Below are 21,063 nucleotides of genomic sequence, written 5' to 3' on the forward strand. Positions count from 1 at the left end.
GGTCCGGTGGCCTGGTTTACTCAGGGAGGCCGTCGAGGGAGATCTTCTCGATGTGCTGGACCAAAGCGGATGCGTGGCTCGTGCCCGCCTCCGCATTCTTGTACAGCAGACCGGTGCCGACACCCTTGGGCGTGGTCAGGCGGCGGATATACAACGACTGCTGGGCGCTGTTGGCAGACGCTACAGAGTAGCCTTCGCCTTCATTCACGCTGTAGACGAAAACATAGGTGCGAACGACTTGGTTGCTGGAGTTGATCTTGACGCACAGCACATTACCGCTCAGGGCGCCACGCACCTGATGTTCGCACCCGAAGCTCTGGGCGGTGTTGGCCATCAGGCCGTTGCCGTTGGTGGTTGCGCCCAGGTTGGTGTTGAATTCCACTAGGTCCGACTGCAGGCCTTCGCTGCCGATGGAGTTCAGTGTCCAGAAGCCGCGCAGACTCTCCGCCACGGCGCCGTAACCGAAGTTGAAACGTGCAATCGCCACCTCAGGCTCGTTCGGAAAGGTGATGAACCCCGTGGTGCCTGTCGTGAAGCGCACGGTCACGTTGCCCGGGCTTCCTGCCGCCGTGCCCGAACGGGCCCCACTGCCAAAGAACCGGCCGCCGGTATACTTGGTCAGCGGTGCGGTCACCTTGTTGTCCACCATATCGCCCACCGCGAGGTAAAAGGTCGACTGGCCGCTGTTCTCGTACGCATACATCTGCATCACCAGCGTGGTGTTCTGCACGTCGATGCCGAAGCCCCGACCAGGCTTACCGTCCATCTCCGAGGTCACGATCCAGGTACCCACTTGGGGGGAGAACGCCTGCGCCAGACCTGCGCCCAACAATGCCGCCACCCCCAGAATTTTCTTGAACATCCGCGTCTTTCTCATTGGTTGAACCTCCCTTCGAGGCGAAGAAGGTTATAGCCTATCCGCACAAGACGGTCCCAGCCTCCAACAACAGGATAAGCATGTCGAATGCCCAGCACTGGGCGATAGAGCGAAACGCGGAGTCAGTGCAGCAACTCCAAACGGTCAGGCATTCGTGCACACCCTCAGCACCTCAGCCCCATAAGCCTCCAGCTTCTTCGCCCCCATGCCGCTGATCCCCTGCAGGTCGTCCAGGGACGCGGGATTGCGCTCGGCAATCGCAGCCAGTGTGGCGTCGTGAAAGATCACATAAGCGGGCAGGTTGTGCTCGCGTGCCACCTCGGCGCGCCAGGCCTTGAGGTTGATGAAGCGCGCCTGGGCATCGGGCCCCAGGTTGGCGGCAGCGGCCGGCGGTGCCGTGCTGCGCCGCGTGCGCTTGGCGGGTGCGCTGGCCGTGGATTCGCGCAGCAGCACGGGCACGTCTCCCTTGAGCACAGGGCGGGAGCCGTCGGTGAGACTCAGCGTGTCGAAGCTGTGGCCGCTCTCCAGCATCACCTTTTGCAGCCCCACGGCCCCGGTGGCCAGCAGCTGGCGCAGCACGCCGCGCAATTGCGCTTCGGAATAGTCCTTGCCCACGCCGAAGGTGGAGAGCTTGTCGTGCCCGAACTGCTTCACCTTCTCGGTGTCCTTGCCGCGCACGATGTCCATGATGTGGCCGGTGCCAAAGCTGAGGCCGCTGGCCTGCTGCACGCGGTAGATGGTGGACAGCAGCTTGCGGGCCGCATCCGTGCCGTCCCACACGGCGGGCGGGTTCAGGCAGTTGTCGCAGTTGCCGCAGGGCGTGGACTGCTCGCCAAAGTAGCCCAGCAGCCGCACGCGCCGGCAATCGGTGGCCTCCGCCAGGGCCAGCAGCGCGTCGAGCTTGCCGCGCATCACCTGCTTGAACTCCTCGCTTGCCGGGCTCTCGTCGATCATGCGGCGCTGGTTCATCACGTCCTGCAGGCCGTAGGCCATCCACGCGTCGGCGTTCAGCCCGTCGCGGCCTGCGCGGCCCGTCTCCTGGTAGTAGCCCTCGATGTTCTTGGGCATGTCCACATGCGCCACAAAGCGCACGTCGGGCTTGTCGATGCCCATGCCAAACGCAATGGTGGCCACCATCACGATGCCTTCCTCGCGCAGGAAGCGGTCCTGGTTCTGCTGGCGCACCTCGGCGGGCAGGCCTGCGTGGTAGGGCAGGGACTTGATGCCCGCGTCCACGAGTGCAGCCGACATTTCCTCGACGCGTTTGCGCGACTGGCAGTAGACCACGCCTGCGTCGTCCGGGTGCTCACGCTCGATGAAGCGCAGCAGCTGCGCCAGCGGCTCCTTCTTTTCCTCAATGCGGTAGCGGATGTTCGGCCGATCAAAGCTGCTCACGAAATGCTGCGCGCCTTCCAGCTGCAGCCGCTCCACGATGTCGGCGCGCGTCAGCGCATCGGCCGTGGCCGTGAGTGCAATGCGGGGCACGCCCGCATAACGCTCGTGCAGCACGGTAAGCGCGCGGTATTCGGGGCGGAAGTCGTGGCCCCACTGGCTCACGCAGTGCGCCTCGTCGATGGCAAATAGCGACAGGTGACCGCCGTGGTACAGACTGTCGAGCAGGCCGAGGAACCGGGGTGTGTTCAGCCGCTCGGGCGCGGCATACAGCAGCGTGATGTCGCCGGTCTGCAGCCGCAGCTCCACGTCCTGCGTCTCGTCATAGCTCAGCGTGGAGTTGAGAAACGCGGCAGACACCCCCGCCTCGTGCAGCGCGCCCACCTGGTCGTGCATCAGCGCAATCAGCGGCGACACCACGATGGTGACCCCACGCCCCTGCCGCTGGCGCACGATGGCCGGCACCTGGTAACACAGGCTCTTGCCGCCGCCGGTGGGCATGAGCACCAGCGCATCGCCACCGGCGATCACATGCTCAACAATGGCCTGCTGCGGGCCGCGAAACTGCTCGTAGCCAAAAACGTCCTGCAAAACGGCATGGGCAGGGGACAGCGCGGGAGACGGGCGAGAGGACAAGCGGATACTCTGAAATAGATAGCTACAAGCGCATATAAATCAAGCGCTTGGTGCCGATACGGCCAGTATTTTCTGGCGCGCCAGGGCTTGGCCCTGAGCGCGGCAGGCGCATATTGTGCGCTGCAAGGGCGCAGGGGCCGCACTTTCTACAATAGGGGCCTATGCAAGCCCTCCACTACACGCGCGCCGCGCAACTCCCCGATATCCTTGCCCAACGCATCGTCATCCTCGACGGCGCCATGGGCACCATGATCCAGCGCTTCAAGCTGGGCGAGGCGCAGTACCGGGGCGAGGGCTACACCGGGCCGGATGGCGCGGGGGACCGGTTCAAGGACTTTGCGTACGACGTGAAGGGCAACAACGAGCTGCTCAGCATCACCCGGCCCGACGTGATCCGCGACATCCACGAGCGCTACCTGGCCGCTGGCGCCGACCTCATCGAGACCAACACCTTCGGCGCAACCACCGTGGCGCAGGAGGACTACCACATGGCCGAGCTGGCGCGTGAGATGAACCTGCGCTCGGCCCAGCTGGCGCGCGCGGCTTGCGACAAATACAGCACGCCCGACAAGCCCCGCTTCGTGGCCGGCGCCCTCGGCCCCACGCCCAAGACGGCCAGCATCAGCCCCGACGTGAACGACCCCGGCGCCCGCAACATCGACTTTGAAACCCTGCGCGCTGCCTACTACGAGCAGACCGAGGCGCTGGTCGAAGGCGGCGCCGACGTGCTGCTGGTCGAGACCATCTTCGACACCCTGAACGCCAAGGCCGCGCTGTTCGCGATTGACGAATTCTTTGAGAAGAGCGGCGAGCGCCTGCCGCTCATCATCAGCGGCACCGTGACCGACGCCTCGGGCCGCATCCTGTCGGGCCAGACCGTCACCGCCTTCTGGCACAGCGTGCGCCACTCGCGCCCGCTGGCCATTGGTCTGAACTGCGCCCTGGGCGCCACGCTGATGCGCCCCTACATCCAGGAGCTGAACCGGGTGGCCGAGGACACCTTCATCAGCTGCTACCCCAACGCCGGCCTGCCCAACCCCATGAGCGACACCGGCTTTGACGAAACGCCCGAGATCACCAGCCGCCTGGTGCACGAGTTTGCGGCCGAGGGGCTGGTCAATATCCTGGGCGGCTGCTGCGGCACCACGCCAGACCACATTGGCGCCATTGCCAAGGCGGTGGCCGATGTGCCCACTCGCAAGATGTTCTACCCCGCAGAAGCCTGAATTTGAGTCGAATTGGCTGCTAGCGCCTGTTCCATATGCGCTGGTAGCTATAAAAATAGTAGTCAATGCCGTACCAGCGCAGTGCGGCAGCCCATTGCAAGGCGCCGCTGGGTGCGGCAACCTTGCAATCCCCCCTTCATTGCGCCTTCCCGTTTCGCCGTCTGGTCCGTCCATTCCATGCTTGATACCGCTACCCCGCCCGCCTCTTCCTTTGTGGAGGGCGACGACGACGCTGCCGCAGCGGCTGCCAAGGCTGCCGCCCACGCCGCGCTCAAGCTCGAAAAGCGCCTGGTGCGCCAGGTGGCCCAGGCCATCACCGACTTTGGTCTGATCGAAGACGGCGACAAGGTCATGGTCTGCGTCTCGGGCGGCAAGGACAGCTACGCCATGCTCGACGTGCTGCGCATGCTGCAGCAGCGCAACGGCCACAAGTTCGAGCTGATCGCCGTCAACCTCGACCAGAAGCAGCCCGGCTTTCCGGCCCACGTGCTGCCGGAGTATCTGACGCAGGTCGGCGTGCCCTTTCACATCGAAACGCAGGACACCTACAGCGTCGTCAAGGAGCACATCCCCGAAGGCAAGACCATGTGCAGCCTGTGCAGCCGACTGCGCCGGGGCATCCTGTACCGCGTGGCCGACGAGCTGGGGTGCACCAAGATCGCGTTGGGCCACCACCGCGACGACATGCTGCAGACGTTCTTCCTCAACATGTTCTTCGGCGGCAAGCTCAAGGGCATGCCGCCCAAGGTGCAGAGCGACCGGGGCGACCACCTCATCATACGCCCCCTGGCCTATGTAGCCGAGGACGACCTTACGCGCTGGGCCGAACACCGCCAGTTCCCCATCATCCCCTGCACCCTGTGCGGCAGCCAGGAGAACCTGCAGCGCAAGCAGATCGGCCAGATGCTGCGCGACTGGCAGCAGCTCTACCCCGGCCGCATCGAGAACATGGCCGTGGCGCTGCGCAACCTCGTGCCCTCGCACTTCATGGACCCGCGACAGTTCGACTTCAAGGGCCTGGTGCCCAACGGCGTGCAGGATGCCGATGGGGACAAGGCGTTTGATGCCGAAGCGTTTCCAGCGCAGGCCGTGGGCATGCTCGCGGGCCTGCCACTGATGCCGCGCTGACCTGATACCGACGATTTTTAGATTGGGCCACCCCATGACCACGCTCAAAGCCCCCGAACTGCTCCTGCCCGCCGGCTCGCTCGACAAGATGCGCGCCGCCTATGACTTTGGCGCCGACGCCGTGTACGCAGGCCAGCCGCGCTACAGCCTGCGCGCGCGCAACAACGAGTTCCGCCTGGAGCAGATCAAGCAAGGCATTGACGAGGCGCACGCACGCGGCAAGAAGTTTTTTGTGACCAGCAACCTGATTGCGCACAACGACAAGATCCGCACCTACCTGCGCGACATCGAGCCCGTGATCGACTGCCAGCCCGACGCCCTCATCATGGCCGACGCGGGCCTGATCATGATGGTCAAGGAGAAGTGGCCCGAGCAGGTGGTGCACCTCTCGGTGCAGGCCAACACAACCAACTGGGCGGCCGTGAAGTTCTGGCAGAAGATGGGCGTGGAGCGCGTCATCCTCTCGCGCGAATTGAGCCTGGACGAGATCGAGAAAATCCGCCAGGAATGCCCTGACATGGAGCTGGAAGTCTTCGTGCACGGCGCGCTGTGCATTGCGTACTCGGGCCGCTGTTTGCTCAGCGGCTACTTCAACCACCGCGACCCCAACCAGGGCACCTGCACCAACGCCTGCCGCTGGAACTACGCCACGCACGACGCCGACATCGACCCCACCACGGGCGAAGCCATTGCGCAGAAGATGGAAGGCGACTTCAACTTCGAGGCCGCGCAGCAAAAGGCCGAGCAGTCGTTCTCCACCACCGGCAACGGCGAGCGTCATCCCAAGGCCGACAAGGTCTACCTGATCGAAGAAGCGGGCCGCCCAGGGCAGATGATGCCCATCATGGAAGACGAGCACGGCACGTACATCATGAACAGCAAGGACCTGCGTGCGGTGGAGCACGTGGCGCGCCTGGCGCAGATCGGCGTCGATTCGCTCAAAATCGAGGGCCGCACCAAGAGCCTGTACTACGTGGCCCGCACCGCCCAGGTGTACCGCCGGGCCATCGACGATGCCGTGGCGGGCCGGCCCTTCAACCCCGAGCTGCTGATCGAGCTCGAAGGCCTGTCCAACCGCGGCTACACCGGCGGCCTGCTGGAGCGCCGCCCCAGCAACGACTACCAAAACTACATCAGCGGCCACTCGGCCACGCAGCGCAGCCAGTATGTGGGCGAGGTGCTGGGTGCCGAAGGACAGGCAGATGTGGGCCTGTCAGGAGATTGGGTTCAGGTCGAAACCAAGAACCACTTTGCCGTGGGCGACCTGGTCGAGGTCGTGCACCCCAGCGGCAACATCACCGTGCGCCTGCAAGAGATGCGCAATGTGGAAGGCCAGCCCGTGCAGGTCGCCCAGGGCAGCCCGGTGCGCGTTTGGATCCCGCTGCCCGCGCGCTACAGCGGCGCGCTGCTGGCGCGGGTGATTGAATCGCAACCGCCTGCTGCAGCGGCAGAGCCTGCATTGGCGGTGTAACTCTTTTGCAGGGGCTGGAGCATGAAGACCTTGGTGCACGCCACACGGCCTCGCCACTGGACCATGGCTGCTTTGCTGGGCGCAGCACTCATCGGCCCGGCCAATGCCCAGACACCGGCTGTCGCGCCCGCCAAGCAGCGTTATGTGCAGGGCTCGTGGGTCAACCTGCGCGATGCTGCCCAGTCGCAGGCCCGCATCGTGGCCCAGGTGCCTGCCAACACCGTGCTGCAACAGCTCACCGAGCGCGACGGCTGGTGCGCCGTGCTCTACACGGGCGATGCGCGCCTAGGCCCGCCTTTGCCTGAGCCCCTGCAAGCCCATGTGGCCTGCAACCTGCTGGCCGACCAGCCCCTCACCCTGGCCCAGGCGGGCAAGGACGCCGCCCGCGCCTTCTGGGTGGCGCCGTCCGCCAACCGCATGCGGGCCTATGGCAACGCCCTGCCGCGCCCCGCTGCATTGCAGTTGCCCGCGTTGACTCAAAGCCACACGCCCCGGATGCCCGTGCAGTACCCCCTGCGCCCCGAATGGGAGGCTGCCAAAAAGCTCATGCGCGGCGGCGTGTTGCTGCGACCCGAGCAGGAGATCGACCGGGGCCGCCCCGTCAACCCGCTGGACAACCTGAAGCTGGCCACCCGCGCCGTGGACCATATCCCGGCCGTGGCGCCCCTGGCATCCGCCCCCACGCTGCCTGCCATTGCCCCGTCGTACTTCCGCAGCCACACCAGCGTGGCCCTGCTGCACGAGACCGAGGCCGACGGCATCGCGGCCGTGGCGGGCAGCCGCATTGCCGTGGAGCCCACCGCTGTGCCCTATGGCAGCTTCAACCGCCACAGCGGACCCGAGATCGAGTTCGTGACTGGCTTCTGGGACGTGGGCGGTGCCGATCTGGCCTTTGCCCCGGCGCTCACGCTGTACGCCATCACGCACCAGGGCCTGGTGGGCGCCCGCACCTTGGGCCGGCGGTATTGGGACATCAGCAATGCAGACCACTATTGCGGCGGCCACTACCCGGGCAAGGGCTTTGACGACCCGCGCAACGACGAGACCACTGCCGTGCGCGGCTATGCCAAGGTGTCAGATTCCGCTGAAGTGCTGGTGCGCCTGGTGGTGCCCGGCAAGCTGCCGCCCGATGCGGTGAAGGTGCGCTCCCGGCGCTACGCCACCAGCTGGATGATGCCCGCCGACCCGCCCTACCGGCCCCAGCCCGAGCTCAAGAAAACGGCGGTGACGGTGCACGAGATTGACCTGGACCGCGACGGTGTGGCGGACATCCTGCGCATCGACACCCCTTCGCCAGGGGGCATGAGCTTTGAGCCCATTTTTGAATGGCGCTGGTATCTCAATATCAACGGTCAATGGTTTCCGGCGGGGTATTGGGTGGATCAGGAGTGCACGTGAGGGGAGGCTGCTGGACAACGTTCGGCTGGGAGCAGCAGTCGGCGAGCCAGTGTCACCGTCCAATTCAATGCTTGAATGTTATTTTTCTCTTCAATTGAAGTTTGCCGCGCACTATGCGGTGAAAGCGGCGGTTCCAATTGACGTGGCCATTGACCGTTGTACTAACCTGCGACGCAGGCTGAACCTTTGGGGCAACGCCGGCGAGACTCAATGGCATCGCTTCTTGGCCAGAGTTCAAAGCACAGGCAGTGACCATGCTGCCCAACTCGCCTTGTACGCCGAGTACCAGCGGCCCCACTCCTACCCCGAACTCGAACGGTCGTTTGGCTGCTTCTCGTACGACCCGCCCGATGCCACCGGTACCTTGCGCATCCACTTTCTACCGCCAAGTGGACTCAAGTCCAGTCCATTGGCCGTTGAGAACGTCGGCGCGAGGATGTCAGACCTGCGCGACTTGTTTGCACATGTTCAGCGAAGTGCGCCAATGGCTACAACAGTGCGTGGCGTTTCGTGGCTCTACAACCTTCACGCCTACAGGCGGCTCTTTCCTCTGGCCTATAGCGCATCAGTGCAAGCTGTGCGGTTTCCATTGCATTTGAATGGGAGTTCAACCTGGGGCCAGGTCTTGAACTGGCGACAGGAAGTGAAAGCGGCTGTGCGGGATCAATTGTTGGCTCGCCTTGATGACATGAGCGTTGAAAATTCCTGGGAGATTTTTCCGCTCCAGGCCAAGGTCGCCACGAGCCCGATTGATGTGTTTTATGAGCAGTTCAGCTGAGTACTGCTGAACGTCGGGCATGGCTCTCATCCGTCTGCCAGCGGATCTGCACGGCGTCTCCCTCTTATCGCTGCCCCGGTTGCCGCAACAACGCCCCCAGCACCAGCGCCTCGGCCACCACTTCCAGCCCTTCTTCCAGCGTGGCCAGCGGCGATGGAAGCTCGGGCAGGCGGGGCCAGCGCGCTTGCACTTCGGGCCATTGGTCCACACCTATCGCCAGCCAGCCCACCGCCAGGCCCGCCCACAGCAGCGCGCGGGTGCCGGGGTGCCACAAGGCGTGGTGCAGCCAAGCCATGGTGAGCAGGCCCACCACCGCCACGGCGAGCATGGGGGCTTCGCGCACGGGGGCCCAGCGGCAGGCGTCCGTCCATTCATGGCAGCGGAATTTCCACAGCTCGTGCAGCATGAACTGCTCGTCCAGCGCCAGCACAAAAAACGAGAGCGCCAGCCAGGCGCCCAGCTGCCGGGGCAGGGCGCGGTCCCCCACCATCCGCAGGGCCGTGATGCTGAGCGCCAGCAGCAGCGCGCTCGACAGCCACGACACCGGCGAGCCGTCCGAGCGGAAGGCTCGCTCCCACTGCGGCGCATACATCCACCCACTGAACAGCAGGAAGCCCAGCACGGCCATCAGCAGTGCGGGCGCAACCCCGGTGTGGGGCGTGGGGTGGCGATCAACAAGGCGCGAGCGGGCGGTGGTGTGCGGTTGCATGGCGGGGAGGTGGCTGCGCGCTGAGAGGCAAGGCGGCGGGCGGTGGAACCGGATTGTGGGCAAAAAGTGCCGGTAGCGCCGGACTTTATTGCACCTTTTGCTATGTAGTTGATAGCTGATGCGCGCGGCAGGCCTGCCCGCACCATGGCCTGTTCACGCTGGACGAATCGCTACAGAATCGGACATCCCTTCCCCAGGCAACCCGGCATGACCCTCCCGATCGATCCGTCCCGCACGGCACTGCCGCCGGTGGCCCAGTTCCTGGCCGAGGCGGCGCTGCAGCGGCAGACGGCGTTGCTGGGGCTGGACAAACCCAAATCTGCTGCACCCGCACCGCTGCCCACCGCAGACCCTAGCGCGCCGCCGCCCTCGGTCACATCACCCAGCCCGCCCGGCGGGCCGCTGCCTACGCCGGCGGACCAGGCCAGCATCTCGCCCCAGGCGCGCGAACAGTTGGCGGCGGGCTTCGACCCGCGCCGGGCGGGCGGGGCCGATGGCCGATTGCAGGGCGCAAGGGGTGAGGGGGCCGCGCGGGCTGCGCCCCCGGGGGCATCGGCGCTGCCCCGTGGCGCAACCCCGGGTACGTCTGGCAATGTCGCGGCGTCCGCTGCCTCCGCCACAAGTGGCACGGCCTGGCCCGCGTCGGGCCTCAGCGCACCGTTGCTGCGGATGGTGAGTGCCCTGGTGGCACAGGTCACCGCCCAGGCCGGAGTGCCGCAGCGCGTGGTGGCCGCGCAGCCCTGGCCGATTGGCATGGCGCAGGCGCTGGAGAGCGGCGCGCTGGATGCCGACCAGCCGCCGCTGCAAACCTGGCTGGTGCGCCAGGGCGTGGTGTCGACCCCCGAGGGGCCGCGCGGGCTGGCGCTCACCTTGCGTGCCCCGGTGCCGTGGCTGGCGGCCCAGGCTTCACCTGCCGCTGCGGGCGCGGCGGCGGCGCAAGTCAGCGCAAGCCTGGGCGCGGGCGCCACCGCTGCGGGCGGCGCGCTGCAGGTGCCTTTTGCGGGCGGCGGCCAGGCGTTGCAATCGGGGGTCATGGCCTTGGTGTTGCAGGGCATGGATGCTGCCGCGCCGCGCACCAGCGCGCTGCTGGTGCTGGACCTGCAACCGCAACTGGCCGCCACCGTGTATGGCCGCGACATGCTGCAGCAGGCCACAGGGCGCCTGGACCCCTGGACCCAGATGGCCGTGCTGCAGGCCAGCGGCCAGGTGCCGCGCGAGGACGCGCGGGCGCGCAACGGGGATTCGGGCCTGTGCGAGACCGTGGGCTGCCCGTATGCAGCGCGCGCAGAGTGTGCGCAGCCCTTCTGTCTGGCGCTGCGCGGCGTGTTGCCGCCCGAACCGGTCGGGCCAGCGCCGTCTGCCTGAGGGCGCTCCCGGATGTTCTCTAACGACTGTGTGCGAAGTCGTGCCCACCACCGGGCAGTGTGCGTGAGGGCTCCCACGCAGGGCGGGTGGTGTGTTCGCTCTGGCGTACAGGGGTTGCGGCCACTGCTGCCGCACTGGCCGTCTCCGCCGGGGCGGCAGCGCCCACGCTGCGCACCAGGTCTGCATGGCGGGCGCGGGTGATGGGGTAGGCCATCAGCAGCGGGATGGCCAGCACCAGGCACAGCGCCGGCAGCAGGCCCGTCATGGCCGTGATGCCTTGCAGCGCCTGGGCAGACTGGGCCACGTTGGGCACATAACCGGTCAGCTCCAGCATGCCGGCCACCAGCACCGTGGCCAGGGTGCGAGCCAGCTTGTCGACCAGGCCATACAGGCCGTAGTACATGCCGGTCTGCCGCTCGCCCGCTTGCATGTGGCCGTGGTCGATGGTGTCGGGCACCATGGCAAACGGCACGATCCAGTGCGCGCCCATGCCAATGCCCACCACCACCAGGATGCCCGTCACCAGGGCCTGCTGGCCTGGGCCCACCCAGTACAGCGCCACCAGCCCCGCACAGCAGAACACCAGCCCGAGGATGTAGGCCCGGTTTTTCTCCCAGCGGTCCACCACGCGCTTCCAGACGAACAGCGAGACGCCCACCACCGCGAGCAGGATGCCCATGAAGCGTGGCAAATCGCCCTTGTCGCCCTGCAGCTGGTAGATGACGAAATAAGCGAGCGAGGCCTGCACCAGCGTGAGGCCGAGCCGCACCAGCCCGGCTGCGCTCACCAGCATCACAAACGGGCGGTTGCGCAGCGTGGCCAGCAGGGTGCTGCGTACCGATGCCCAGCCGGGTGTGGCTGCTGGAGGGGTTGGGGCCGTAGGCGATAAGTCGCCGGTGGCGGCGGGCTCGCGCACGCGCCAGGCCACCACGGCCACAGCAACCCCGGCGGCCAGCCCGAAACAGGCGCCTGCCAGTGCGTAGCCCGTGCGTGCATCGGGCGCGGCCCGCACCAGCAGGGGCATGAACACGCTGCCCGCAAAAAACCCCAGCAGGGCACCCATGGATGCAAAAGCCGTGAGGCTGGTGCGCTCGTCGTAGTCTTGCGTCATGTTGGCGGCCATGGCCTGGTAGGGCAGCTGCACCAGCGTCATCGCGGTGTCGAACAGCGTGTAGGTGACGGCGATCCATACAAACGCTGCCCAGGGGCTCAGGCCCGGGGGCACCATCCACACGGCGGCAGCCACTACCGCCAGGGGCAGGGCGCCGTAGATCAGGTACACGCGGTGGCGGCCGTGGCGCGAGCGCGTGCGGTCGGTCAGCCAGCCAAACAGCGGGTCGTTGATGGTGTCCCACACCTTGCCCACCAGCAGCGCCGCACCGGCCACGGCCGGAGGCACCAGGGCCACATCGGTGTAGAAGATCATGAGCAGGAAGCTCATGGCCGCAATCAGCATCTGCAGGCCGACGTTGCCCACGGCGTAGCCGAGCTTGGTGCCCAGGCTCAGCCGGATGTGTGGGGTGTACTGCATGTTCATGGGGGCTGTCATGGGTGCGCGGATGCCATTGCTTCGGCCCGGGCAGCCGTCACCATCGAGCCCGCCACAGGCTCTGCGCGCGCCGTGTGCGCCGCGCTGCTGCGCGGCGGCATGGCTTCCAGCATCAGGCGCACCTCGCGCCGCAGCATCTTGTTGAGGAAGCTGCGCGGAATCTCGGTGACCAGGCGCACATCGTCGGGCCGCATCTCGGGCGGCAGGTGTTGCACCAGAAACTCTGCCAGATCGTGCTCCAGGGCCTGGGTGCCCCGGTCGTTGCGCCAGCTTTGCCGCAGGCTGGCCACCAGCACGGCGGCGGTGCCATGCTGCACCAGGCAGGCCTCCTTGACGGCCGGGTGGGAGTGCGCCACTTCTTCGATCTCACGCGGGTTCAGCGCCTGGCCATTGCGCACCACGCGGTCGGCGCTGCGGCCCAACACATGCAGGTAACCGGCGGCGTCGAAGTAGCCCAGGTCTCCCATCACCACCCAGCCGTCGCGCAGGGTTTCGCTGGTCTTTTCCGGGTCCAGCCAGTAGCCGTCAAACCGCACCGGTGTCTGCACGGTGATCAGGCCCATCTGGCCCAGCGGCAGCGGCGCAAACTGCTCGTCGCGGATGACCACGTCCACGCCCGGCATCACGCGGCCCACGGTGGAGAGGATGTCGTTGCCCAGCGGGTTGCCTTGCGCGTCCACATGCTCGTGGGGCAGCAACCAGGTGATGGGGGGCAGGGCCTCCAGGCAACCGTAGCCCTGCTGGAAGATGGGCCCGAAGCGGCGGATGGCCTCGGCGATCTTGGGCGCGGGCATCATCTCCGAGCCGTAGGGCACATGGGTCAGCGACGACAGGTCGTACTGGCCCAGCGTGGGCTCGTCCAGCAGGTCGATGATGGCCGAGGGCGACAGGAAAGCGCGCGACACGCGGTGCTTCTGGATCAGCCCGGCCAGCGTGGTGGCGCGGAAGTCCTCGGGCATCACCAACGCCGCACCCGCCAGCAGCGTAGGCAGCACCAGGCCCGAGCCCGGGCCGGTGAGCGGCAGGCCCAGCATGTTCACGTCCGGCCCGTTGGCGGGCGGCTTGAAGTCGATGGCGCGCGAGATCAGGCGCACGCTGTCCAGGTACTTGCGGTTGCTGTAGCCGATGGACTTGGGCAGGCCCGTGGTGCCCGAGGTCATGTGCAGCGCAAACACATCGTCTTCGTGCACATCGGCCGTTCCCGCAGAGGGGGTCTGCTGCGCCAGGGCGCGCTCGTATTCATCCCCCAGCGCCAGCACGCGCAAGCCGGGCAGCTGCTCGCGCACGGCCTGCAGGATGGGCGTGCTCAGCAGCGGGTCGTGGATGAAGACGGTGGGCTTGACGCGGCCCATGGTCGTGAGCGCTGCCTCGGCCGGCAGGTGCTTGTGAAAGCTGGCAAAGATGGTGCCATTCTCAAACGTTGCCAGGCGGGTTTCGTACTGCTCACCGGTCTCGGGCAGCCAGGTGAAGACCACATCGCCTTTCTTCACGCCCTGGGCCTGCATCCAGGCCTGCAGGCGGTACACGCGATCCTGCAACTGCGCATAGGTGAGGGTGCCGCGCCGGTCGATGAGCGCGGGTTTGTGGGGGTGCAGGCGGTACGCCAGACGGGCCACGGAGCGCGCGGTGCGCAGGCGGCTGAGCAGAAAGCGCGCGAGCAGGCTGCGCAGGGATGGAAGGGCCACCAGAATCTCCCGAAGACGGCGTGAATGCGAAGTCCAGGCAGTTTTTCACGCAAGGTCCGGGGGAAAGATCACCATTTGTATGTGTGCGTATCTTTTGGTTTCTGCGGCGGCTGCGCGGTCGTTCTGGGGCCTTGAACGGCCGTTGTGCGCGCTTGCTGCGTCGCCACGGCGCAACAGCCACGGTGGCTGCGCAAGGCCTGGGCAAAGAAAAACCGCCAGGGCTGGATCGCAGCGGCTGGCGGTGGTGTGACGGCCCGTCCCGGGTAAGGGGCGGGCCGGTGGGGCGGGCGTGGGCTTATGGATACAGGCCGCGCATTTCGCGGGCGTGCAGGATGCGCTGGCAGGCCACGATGAAAGTGGCAGTGCGCAGGCTCACCTTGTGCTCTTGCGCCACTTGCCAGATGCCCGCAAAGGCCTCTTGCATGATGCGCACCAGGCGGGCGTTGATCTCGTCCTCGCTCCAGAAGAAGCTGGAAAAATCCTGCACCCACTCAAAGTAGCTCACTGTCACGCCACCGGCGTTGGCGATCACATCGGGCAGCACCAGCACGCCCTTGTCGTGCAGGATGTCGTCGGCCTCGGTGGTCGTGGGGCCGTTGGCGCCTTCGATCACGAGCTTGGCCTTGATCTGGCCCGCGTTGTCCTTGGTGATCTGCCCTTCCAGCGCGGCAGGGATCAGGATCTCGCAATCCACGCCCCAGAACTCTTCGGCCTTCATCACATCGGCGCCGGCAAAGCCGCCCACGCCACCACGGGTCTTCACATGCGCCAGCAGGGCGGGCACATCCACGCCCTTGCTGTTGAAGATGGTGCCGGTGTGGTCTTGCACCGCCACCACCTTGGCACCCGCTTCGGCAAACAGCTTGGCGGCAATGCCGCCCACATTGCCAAAGCCCTGCACGGCCACGCGGGCACCGTCGAGCGCCAGGCCGGTCAGCTTGGCGGCTTCCACGCCCACGGTGAACACGCCACGGCCGGTGGCTTCCACACGGCCCAGCGAGCCGCCCAGGTCCACGGGCTTGCCGGTGACCACGCCGGTGGCGGTGGCGCCCACGTTCATGGAATAGGTGTCCATCATCCAGGCCATGATCTGGCCGTTGGTGTTCACGTCGGGTGCAGGGATGTCTTTGGACGGGCCGATCAGCAGGCCGATTTCGCTGGTGTAGCGACGCGTCAGGCGCTCCAGCTCACCCATCGACAGCTTCTTGGGGTCCACGCGGATGCCGCCCTTGGCACCGCCGTAGGGCACGTTCACCGCCGCGTTCTTCACCGACATCCAGGCCGACAGGGCCATCACTTCCGACAGCGTCACGTCCTGGTGGAAGCGCACGCCACCCTTGCCGGGGCCGCGGCTCAGGTTGTGCTGCACGCGGTAGCCTTCGTAGTGGGCGATGGTGCCGTTGTCCAGCTCGATCGGCACGTCCACGATCAGGATGCGCTTGGGGCGCTTGAGCGTTTCCACCCAACGCGCCAGGCTGCCCAGGTAAGGGGTGACGCGGTCCACCTGCTGCAGGTAGTTGCCCCAGGGGCCGAGGTGGTCGGCCTGCAGGTACGAGGGCAGGGGGTGGGATTGTGCGGCGGGGGCGCCGACGGGGTTTGACATGGTGAATTTCCTTGTGGGATCAGTTCAGGCTGCGAAGCTTATGCCTCGGCCCGGGCACTGTCCAAGGCCGGTGTGTTTGTGGGTTATGCATTTGATGCATAGTTGTGCGCAACCCTGTCCCATGCTGCAGTGCGGCAATCTACCGGCCGGGTAGCGACCCGTGGGCCTGGACCTTGCCGGGCGGCCCGTTGCGCCTAGACTCGGCCAGCCCGGCACAGAACCAGGCGCTGCACCGGGCACACACCGGACCGCCGGGCCAATGAAAAAAGAGAGGGAAATCCCATGAGCGTGACCTACACCGCCTGCCCGCAGTGCCAAGCGCCCAACCACCCTACGGCGCGTTGGCGCGTGAAGTGCGCCCACCCCCTGGAGGCAGAGGCCAACCTCGCCACCCCCGCTGCACCGGCGCCGATGGAGTTTGTGTTCGATGACGACGAGCATCCTGCTGCGGGCCCGGCGCGCCAGCGACCGACCATGGCCTACGCAGGCGCCGCAGTGGCCCTGCTGGTGGTGGCGGGCGTTGCGGCCTGGTACCTGCTGGGTCGGCCCGATGCCGTGCCGCCCCCGCAGCAGGCCCCGGCCGTCGCAGCCCCCGCCGCAGTGCCCGGCACCGCAGGCACTGCGGAGTCTGCACCTTCCCGCCCCGAGCCGGTGGAGGAAATCATTGAATCCGAACGCGCACGCCCGGCAGCCGCTGCGTCCGCACCAGACAGTGCCGCTGCTGCACCGTCGTCTGCATCTGCGGCCTCTGCGCCGCCTTTCACGCCTGTCACCGCGCCCCGCGTGGCCGATGCGGCATCGCTGCCTGCCACCGGCAAGCCACGCACAGTGGCACCGGCCGACAACGCACCGTGGCCGCCGCCCGCAGCGCCCGCGCCGTCGCCCGGCGACAGCCTGGCCCGCTTGCGCGGTGCGCTGGCCCAGTGCGCGGCCATGAGCAACGAGCTGTCGCGCGCGAGCTGCCTCACCCGCACACGGCAGAACTTCTGCGGCGACGCCTGGGGCCGCATCCCCGAATGCCCGTCGGGCCAGTGATGGCATGCGCAGCCTGGCTCCGCGCCGCCCGCTGCCGCGTCCGCAGCGGTGTGGGGCCTATTCGATGCGGATCTTCTGCAGCGCTGGGTCGCCCGGCGGGTAGCGCAGGTCTAGGCCGGTGAGCACCTCGCGCACCAGAGTGGCGATCATCAGGTTGCGGTGGGTCTTGGAGTTGGCAGGCACGATGGTCCACGGCGCCCAGGGCGTGTGCGTGGCGGCCAGCAGCATTTCGTAGGCCTTCTGGTACTGGCTCCACTGCTTGCGTGCCTCGATATCGCTCATCGAGAACTTCCAGTGCTTGGCCGGGTCGTCCAGGCGTTCCTGCAGGCGTTCACGCTGCTCGTCAGCGCTGATGTGCAGCATGAACTTGAGCACGATGGTGCCGGTGTGCGTGAGCATGCGCTCGAAGTCGTTGATGTGGCCAAAGCGCTGGTGGTGCTGCTCGGGGGTGATCCATCCGTTCACGGCGGGCACCAGCACGTCCTCGTAGTGGCTGCGGTTGAACACCGTGATCTCGCCCGCGCCGGGCACCTTCTGGTGGATGCGCCACAGGTAGTCGTGGGCACGTTCGGCCTCGGTGGGGGCGCTCCAGCCCACGGCGTGCACGCCCAGCGCGCTCATGCGGCCAAACACGCCCCGGATGGTGCCGTCCTTGCCGGCCGTGTCCGTGCCCTGCAGGATCACCAGCAGCTTGTAGCGCTTGTCGGCGTAGAACAGGTTCTGCAGCGTGTCCAGCTCCTGCGCAATCGACTCGGTGGCGGCCTTGTCCTTGAGCTTGTCGCCCAGCGAAAACGGCTTGGCCGACGGATCAAAGTCCTTGAGCGCCACCGTGCGGCGGTGTTTGCCGGCCTTGCGCCGCTCGGGCTGGCCGTCGGTCCGCTTCTCGTCGTCGTGCTGCGGCGCGTCCGGCTGCCACTGCGACCAGCGCTGGGCCACGTCTTTGTTGCTGCTGTGAAACGGGTGGTTCATGCGGGCTCCTCGATGGGCCATCGTACGTCAGCAGCGCGGGCGCGGTCTCCTCTTCTACGAAAACATGATGCTATCAAGTTCATAGCTGATTGCGCATGATTCACTAGCGCTTGGGGCAGATTGGGCTTGAAAATTGGCGCAGGAGCCGTTGAGGGACCCTCTGCACAAATCACCGCGCCGTGTGCAGCTGCGGTCTCGGGCCGTCTGCGGCGTTGCAAATACTCGCAATAGCTGCGGCTATTGCTGCGTTTTGCGACTTGCAGCCCATCCCGATCCGCAGCGCCCACTTGCCGCTCGATTCGTGCAGAGGATCCCTTAGCGCGCGCCATGTGCCATGCGGTAGGCCAGCGGCGTCTGCCCCGTGGCCTGGCGGAACGCGCGGTGCAGCCCTGCCTCGCTGGCAAAGCCCAGGTCTTCGGCAATGCGCTTGAGCGGCAGCGGCGTGTCGCACAGCGCCTCGCTGGCCTGGCGCAACTTGATGCGGCGCATCCATAAGGCTGCTGTCAGGCCCGTGTGGGCCTGCACCCGCCGCGCGAGCGTGCGGGGCGAGAGGCCCAGCGCCTGGGCCAGCGCAGACAGTCGCAGATCGGTGGCGGGGCTGCGCTGCACCCACAGCATGGCGCGGCGCAGGTCGGCGTCGGCCAGCGTCATCAGGTCATGCCCGGCAAATGCGGGGTGCGCCGTGCGGGGGCGGGGCAGCATCAGCAGCTCCTGCAGGTCGGTCAATGCCTGGGGCGGCAGGCGCGCGGCCAGCGCGTGCAGCATCAGCGGCAAATAGCCGTTGGCCCCGGCGGCGGTGGTGGCGGTGGGGCCAGCCACCAGCGGCTCGTCAAAGCGCCAGTCCACCGGCGCAAACTGCTGCTCCAGCGCCGCACGCAACCACCAGGTGGCTGTGGCGCCCTGGCCGCGCAGCCGCCCGCTGGCAGCCGCCAGCACCACGCCCGCGCAGTAGCTCCACAGCTGGGTGCGCCGGGGCAGCGCGCGCAAGGCCTGTACCACCGGGGCCAGCTGCTGCAGCGGCCCCTGCAGCTGGTCGGGCGACGAGAGCCACAGGCCCGGCACCAGCACCACATCGGCCTCGGCATGCTGCAGCGCCACGGTGGGGGCCAGCGCAGGGCCTTGCCAGGTGGGCACGGGCGACAGGTCCACGCCCGCCCAGCAGATGTCCATCACGCTGGCCTGCGCGCGCAGGTTGGCGGCGCGTGCCATGTCCGCCGCCGCAAACAGGCCGGCGGGCATGCAGCCCGGGTAGAGCAGCAGCGCCACGCGCAGGGGCGGCTGGGGTGGAGAGGTCGGTGAAACCATGGGTGGCTTAAAACGGAAAGAAATTGTCAATCTGCGCCATTTTCGGGGGAGGCCTGCTTTTCAACAATGGCAACACCCCCTTCCCACTGAAAGCCCCCATGCTCATCACCCAATTGCGCAATGCCACCGTCCTGCTGGAGTTCCAGCACGCGGGCCGCCCGGTCGGCCTGCTGGTGGACCCCATGCTCGCGCCCCGGGGCAGCCTGCCCGCGCTGCGCTACCTGGGCACCCGGCGCCAGCGCAACCCTCTGGTGGACTTGCCCGCCGAGGCCGACGCGGCGCTGCAGCGCGTGACCCACGCGCTCATCACCCATTGCCAGCGTGGGCACTTTGACCACCTGGACCGCGCGGGCAAGCAGTTTCTGCGCGAGCGCCAGATTCCCGTCCTGTGCATGCCGCGCGACGCTGCCTACCTGGCGCAGCGCGGCCTGAAGGTGCTGCCGCTGGCGGGCGAGGGCCGCCAGCCCTTTGCGCTGGGCGGGCAGGTCACGCCCGTGGCCTGCACCCACGGCCGGGGCTGGGTGGCGCGCTTCATGGAGCACGGCCACGGCTACCTGCTGGAGCTGCCGGGCGAGCCCAGCGTGTACTTGGCGGGCGACACGGTGCTGACGCCCCCAGTGCGCGACTGCCTGCGGCGTCTGCACCCCGGTGTGGCCGTGCTGCCCGCCGGTGGCGCCCGGTTCGACCTGGGCGCGGACATCCTGATGGACGCCGCCGAGGTCGCACAGGCTGCCGCACTGACGACGGGCGCCGTGGTGGTCAACCACCTGGAGGCCCTGGACCACTGCCCCACCACCCGTGCCCAGGTGCACGCCCTGGCGCAGCGCGGCGGGTGGGCGCACCGCCTGTGGGTGCCCGAGGACGGCGAGTGTCGGCACTACCCCGGGCCCACCGTCGAAAGTAATGCTATGAATTTAGTAGCTACAACAGCATGATCGACTAGCGCTACCGCCCAAAAAGGCCGTAAATCACGCCAGCTCGGCCTCCAGCGCCCGCTGGTCCCGCATCAGCGCCACAAACCGCGCAGCGCCCAGGCCCAGCGGCCGCTCCTTGGACCACACCACGTCCACCCACAGCGCGGTGCCGTTGCTCAGGTTCTCGAACGGCATTTCCACCAGCCGCCCTGCCTCGATGCGTGACTGCACCAGCGCGCGCGGCTGCCAGCCCCAGCCCAGGCCGGCTTCGATGAGGCCCAGCGCGGCCAGGTGGTTGTCGGTGCGCCAGTGGTGGCGGGCAAATACAAAGCGCGGGTCGGTCTGTGCCAAGTCGCGGCTGGCCACCACGATCTGGCGCGTGGTGGTCAGGTGCTCTTCGCGCAGCATGGCGTCCTTCGTTGGGGCACCCCGTGCCTGGGCGGCGGCACGGGCGGCCACCAGCACCGGGTGCTGCGGCGCCATCACCGCCACCAGGGTTTCGGTGCCCACCTCCTGAAAGCCCTCGCGCCCGTCGATGCTGGGCCGCTCGAACACCAGCGCCAGCTGCGCGCGGCCGCTGTGCAGCAGCGCCAGCGCATCCACCTGCGGCGCGGCCAGCACCTCGATCTGGAGCAGCGGGTGCTCTTGCGCCAATGCCGCCAGCGCCTCCGTCCAGCGCGAGGCCAGCAGCTCGGGCGCAATGGCCAGCGTGAGCCGCTCCTCCAGCCCCTGGGTGAGCGCCAGCGCCTGGGCGTTGAGCTGCTGCAGCTGGCCCGCCAGCAGCCGGGCCTGGGGCTCCAGCGCGCGGGCGGCGGCGGTGGGGCGGGGCTCGCGTCCGCTGCGGTCAAACAGCTGCACATCCAACTCGGCCTCCAGGTGGGCGATGGTCATGCTCACGGCCGACGGCACACGCGACAAGGCCCGCGCGGCGGCCGAGAACGAGCCGTGGTCGAGCACGGTCAGAAACACCTGCACGCTGTCAGAGTTGAAGGCCATGGCGGTTTAATCTATCAATAAAACTGA

General features: G+C 67.3%; 17 protein-coding genes. 8 read left to right on the forward strand and 9 right to left on the reverse strand.

The window, feature by feature from the left end:
• Window positions 1-16: 16 nt before the first annotated feature.
• Together N4G42_RS01030 and recQ are read right to left on the reverse strand one after the other, a co-directional pair.
• A complete protein-coding gene (locus N4G42_RS01030) occupies window positions 17-862 on the reverse strand; it encodes a hypothetical protein (RefSeq protein ID WP_260665832.1) in 846 nt (281 codons plus the stop codon).
• A gap of 159 nt (window positions 863-1,021) precedes the next feature.
• Complete coding sequence (recQ, locus tag N4G42_RS01035; protein WP_260665898.1) at window positions 1,022-2,881, reverse strand: DNA helicase RecQ; 1,860 nt, start codon at window positions 2,879-2,881, stop codon at window positions 1,022-1,024.
• 185 nt (window positions 2,882-3,066) lie between these two features.
• Between recQ and N4G42_RS01040 the strand changes: the two genes are divergently transcribed.
• From N4G42_RS01040 to N4G42_RS01060, 5 genes are all read left to right on the forward strand, one after another.
• A complete protein-coding gene (locus N4G42_RS01040; RefSeq protein WP_056057104.1) occupies window positions 3,067-4,131 on the forward strand; it encodes a homocysteine S-methyltransferase family protein in 1,065 nt (354 codons plus the stop codon).
• Window positions 4,132-4,308: 177 nt separating this feature from the next.
• Window positions 4,309-5,259: a tRNA 2-thiocytidine(32) synthetase TtcA gene (gene ttcA / locus N4G42_RS01045; RefSeq protein WP_192419539.1), complete on the forward strand. Its 951-nt coding sequence runs from the start codon at window positions 4,309-4,311 to the stop codon at window positions 5,257-5,259.
• A gap of 34 nt (window positions 5,260-5,293) precedes the next feature.
• Window positions 5,294-6,730 (forward strand): tRNA 5-hydroxyuridine modification protein YegQ, encoded by a 1,437-nt coding sequence (gene yegQ, locus N4G42_RS01050; RefSeq protein ID WP_260665833.1) that lies wholly within the window; start codon window positions 5,294-5,296, stop codon window positions 6,728-6,730.
• Window positions 6,731-6,751: 21 nt separating this feature from the next.
• On the forward strand, window positions 6,752-8,128 hold the full coding sequence (locus N4G42_RS01055; protein ID WP_260665834.1) for an SH3 domain-containing protein: 1,377 nt from the start codon (window positions 6,752-6,754) through the stop codon (window positions 8,126-8,128).
• A gap of 67 nt (window positions 8,129-8,195) precedes the next feature.
• Window positions 8,196-8,906: a hypothetical protein gene (locus N4G42_RS01060; RefSeq protein WP_260665835.1), complete on the forward strand. Its 711-nt coding sequence runs from the start codon at window positions 8,196-8,198 to the stop codon at window positions 8,904-8,906.
• 64 nt (window positions 8,907-8,970) lie between these two features.
• Here the strand turns inward: N4G42_RS01060 and N4G42_RS01065 are convergent, their stop codons facing one another.
• Complete coding sequence (locus N4G42_RS01065; protein WP_260665836.1) at window positions 8,971-9,615, reverse strand: hypothetical protein; 645 nt, start codon at window positions 9,613-9,615, stop codon at window positions 8,971-8,973.
• Between the two features lie 207 nt (window positions 9,616-9,822).
• Here N4G42_RS01065 and N4G42_RS01070 point away from each other — a divergent pair, with 207 nt between their 5' ends.
• Window positions 9,823-10,980, forward strand: a complete 1,158-nt coding sequence (locus N4G42_RS01070) for a hypothetical protein (protein ID WP_260665837.1) — start codon at window positions 9,823-9,825, stop codon at window positions 10,978-10,980.
• A 19-nt stretch (window positions 10,981-10,999) separates the two neighbouring features.
• Here the strand turns inward: N4G42_RS01070 and N4G42_RS01075 are convergent, their stop codons facing one another.
• The 3 genes from N4G42_RS01075 to N4G42_RS01085 all read right to left on the reverse strand — a co-directional run bounded on the left by N4G42_RS01075 (window position 11,000) and on the right by N4G42_RS01085 (window position 15,817).
• On the reverse strand, window positions 11,000-12,517 hold the full coding sequence (locus tag N4G42_RS01075; RefSeq protein ID WP_260665838.1) for an MFS transporter: 1,518 nt from the start codon (window positions 12,515-12,517) through the stop codon (window positions 11,000-11,002).
• An 8-nt stretch (window positions 12,518-12,525) separates the two neighbouring features.
• Window positions 12,526-14,214 carry a class I adenylate-forming enzyme family protein gene (locus N4G42_RS01080; protein ID WP_260665839.1) on the reverse strand — a complete coding sequence of 563 codons (1,689 nt, stop codon included), beginning with the start codon at window positions 14,212-14,214 and terminating at the stop codon, window positions 12,526-12,528.
• Between the two features lie 295 nt (window positions 14,215-14,509).
• A complete protein-coding gene (locus N4G42_RS01085; protein ID WP_056057120.1) occupies window positions 14,510-15,817 on the reverse strand; it encodes a Glu/Leu/Phe/Val family dehydrogenase in 1,308 nt (435 codons plus the stop codon).
• A gap of 282 nt (window positions 15,818-16,099) precedes the next feature.
• Here N4G42_RS01085 and N4G42_RS01090 point away from each other — a divergent pair, with 282 nt between their 5' ends.
• Window positions 16,100-16,852 carry a hypothetical protein gene (locus N4G42_RS01090; RefSeq protein ID WP_260665840.1) on the forward strand — a complete coding sequence of 251 codons (753 nt, stop codon included), beginning with the start codon at window positions 16,100-16,102 and terminating at the stop codon, window positions 16,850-16,852.
• A 57-nt stretch (window positions 16,853-16,909) separates the two neighbouring features.
• Here N4G42_RS01090 and N4G42_RS01095 read toward each other — a convergent pair whose 3' ends face one another.
• Both N4G42_RS01095 and N4G42_RS01100 read right to left on the reverse strand, forming a co-directional pair.
• Window positions 16,910-17,821 (reverse strand): PPK2 family polyphosphate kinase, encoded by a 912-nt coding sequence (locus N4G42_RS01095; protein WP_056057123.1) that lies wholly within the window; start codon window positions 17,819-17,821, stop codon window positions 16,910-16,912.
• 315 nt (window positions 17,822-18,136) lie between these two features.
• The gene (locus N4G42_RS01100; protein WP_260665841.1) at window positions 18,137-19,126 is read right to left on the reverse strand and encodes a GlxA family transcriptional regulator; all 990 of its coding nucleotides are present in this window, start codon (window positions 19,124-19,126) and stop codon (window positions 18,137-18,139) included.
• A gap of 98 nt (window positions 19,127-19,224) precedes the next feature.
• Between N4G42_RS01100 and N4G42_RS01105 the strand changes: the two genes are divergently transcribed.
• Window positions 19,225-20,061: an MBL fold metallo-hydrolase gene (locus N4G42_RS01105; protein WP_260665842.1), complete on the forward strand. Its 837-nt coding sequence runs from the start codon at window positions 19,225-19,227 to the stop codon at window positions 20,059-20,061.
• Window positions 20,062-20,094: 33 nt separating this feature from the next.
• Here the strand turns inward: N4G42_RS01105 and N4G42_RS01110 are convergent, their stop codons facing one another.
• Complete coding sequence (locus N4G42_RS01110; protein WP_260665843.1) at window positions 20,095-21,036, reverse strand: LysR family transcriptional regulator; 942 nt, start codon at window positions 21,034-21,036, stop codon at window positions 20,095-20,097.
• Between the last annotated feature and the right edge of the window lie 27 nt (window positions 21,037-21,063).

It is taken from the genome of Acidovorax sp. K2F, from assembly GCF_025246485.1.
In the GTDB taxonomy this organism is placed as follows: Bacteria; Pseudomonadota; Gammaproteobacteria; order Burkholderiales; family Burkholderiaceae_C; genus Acidovorax; species Acidovorax delafieldii.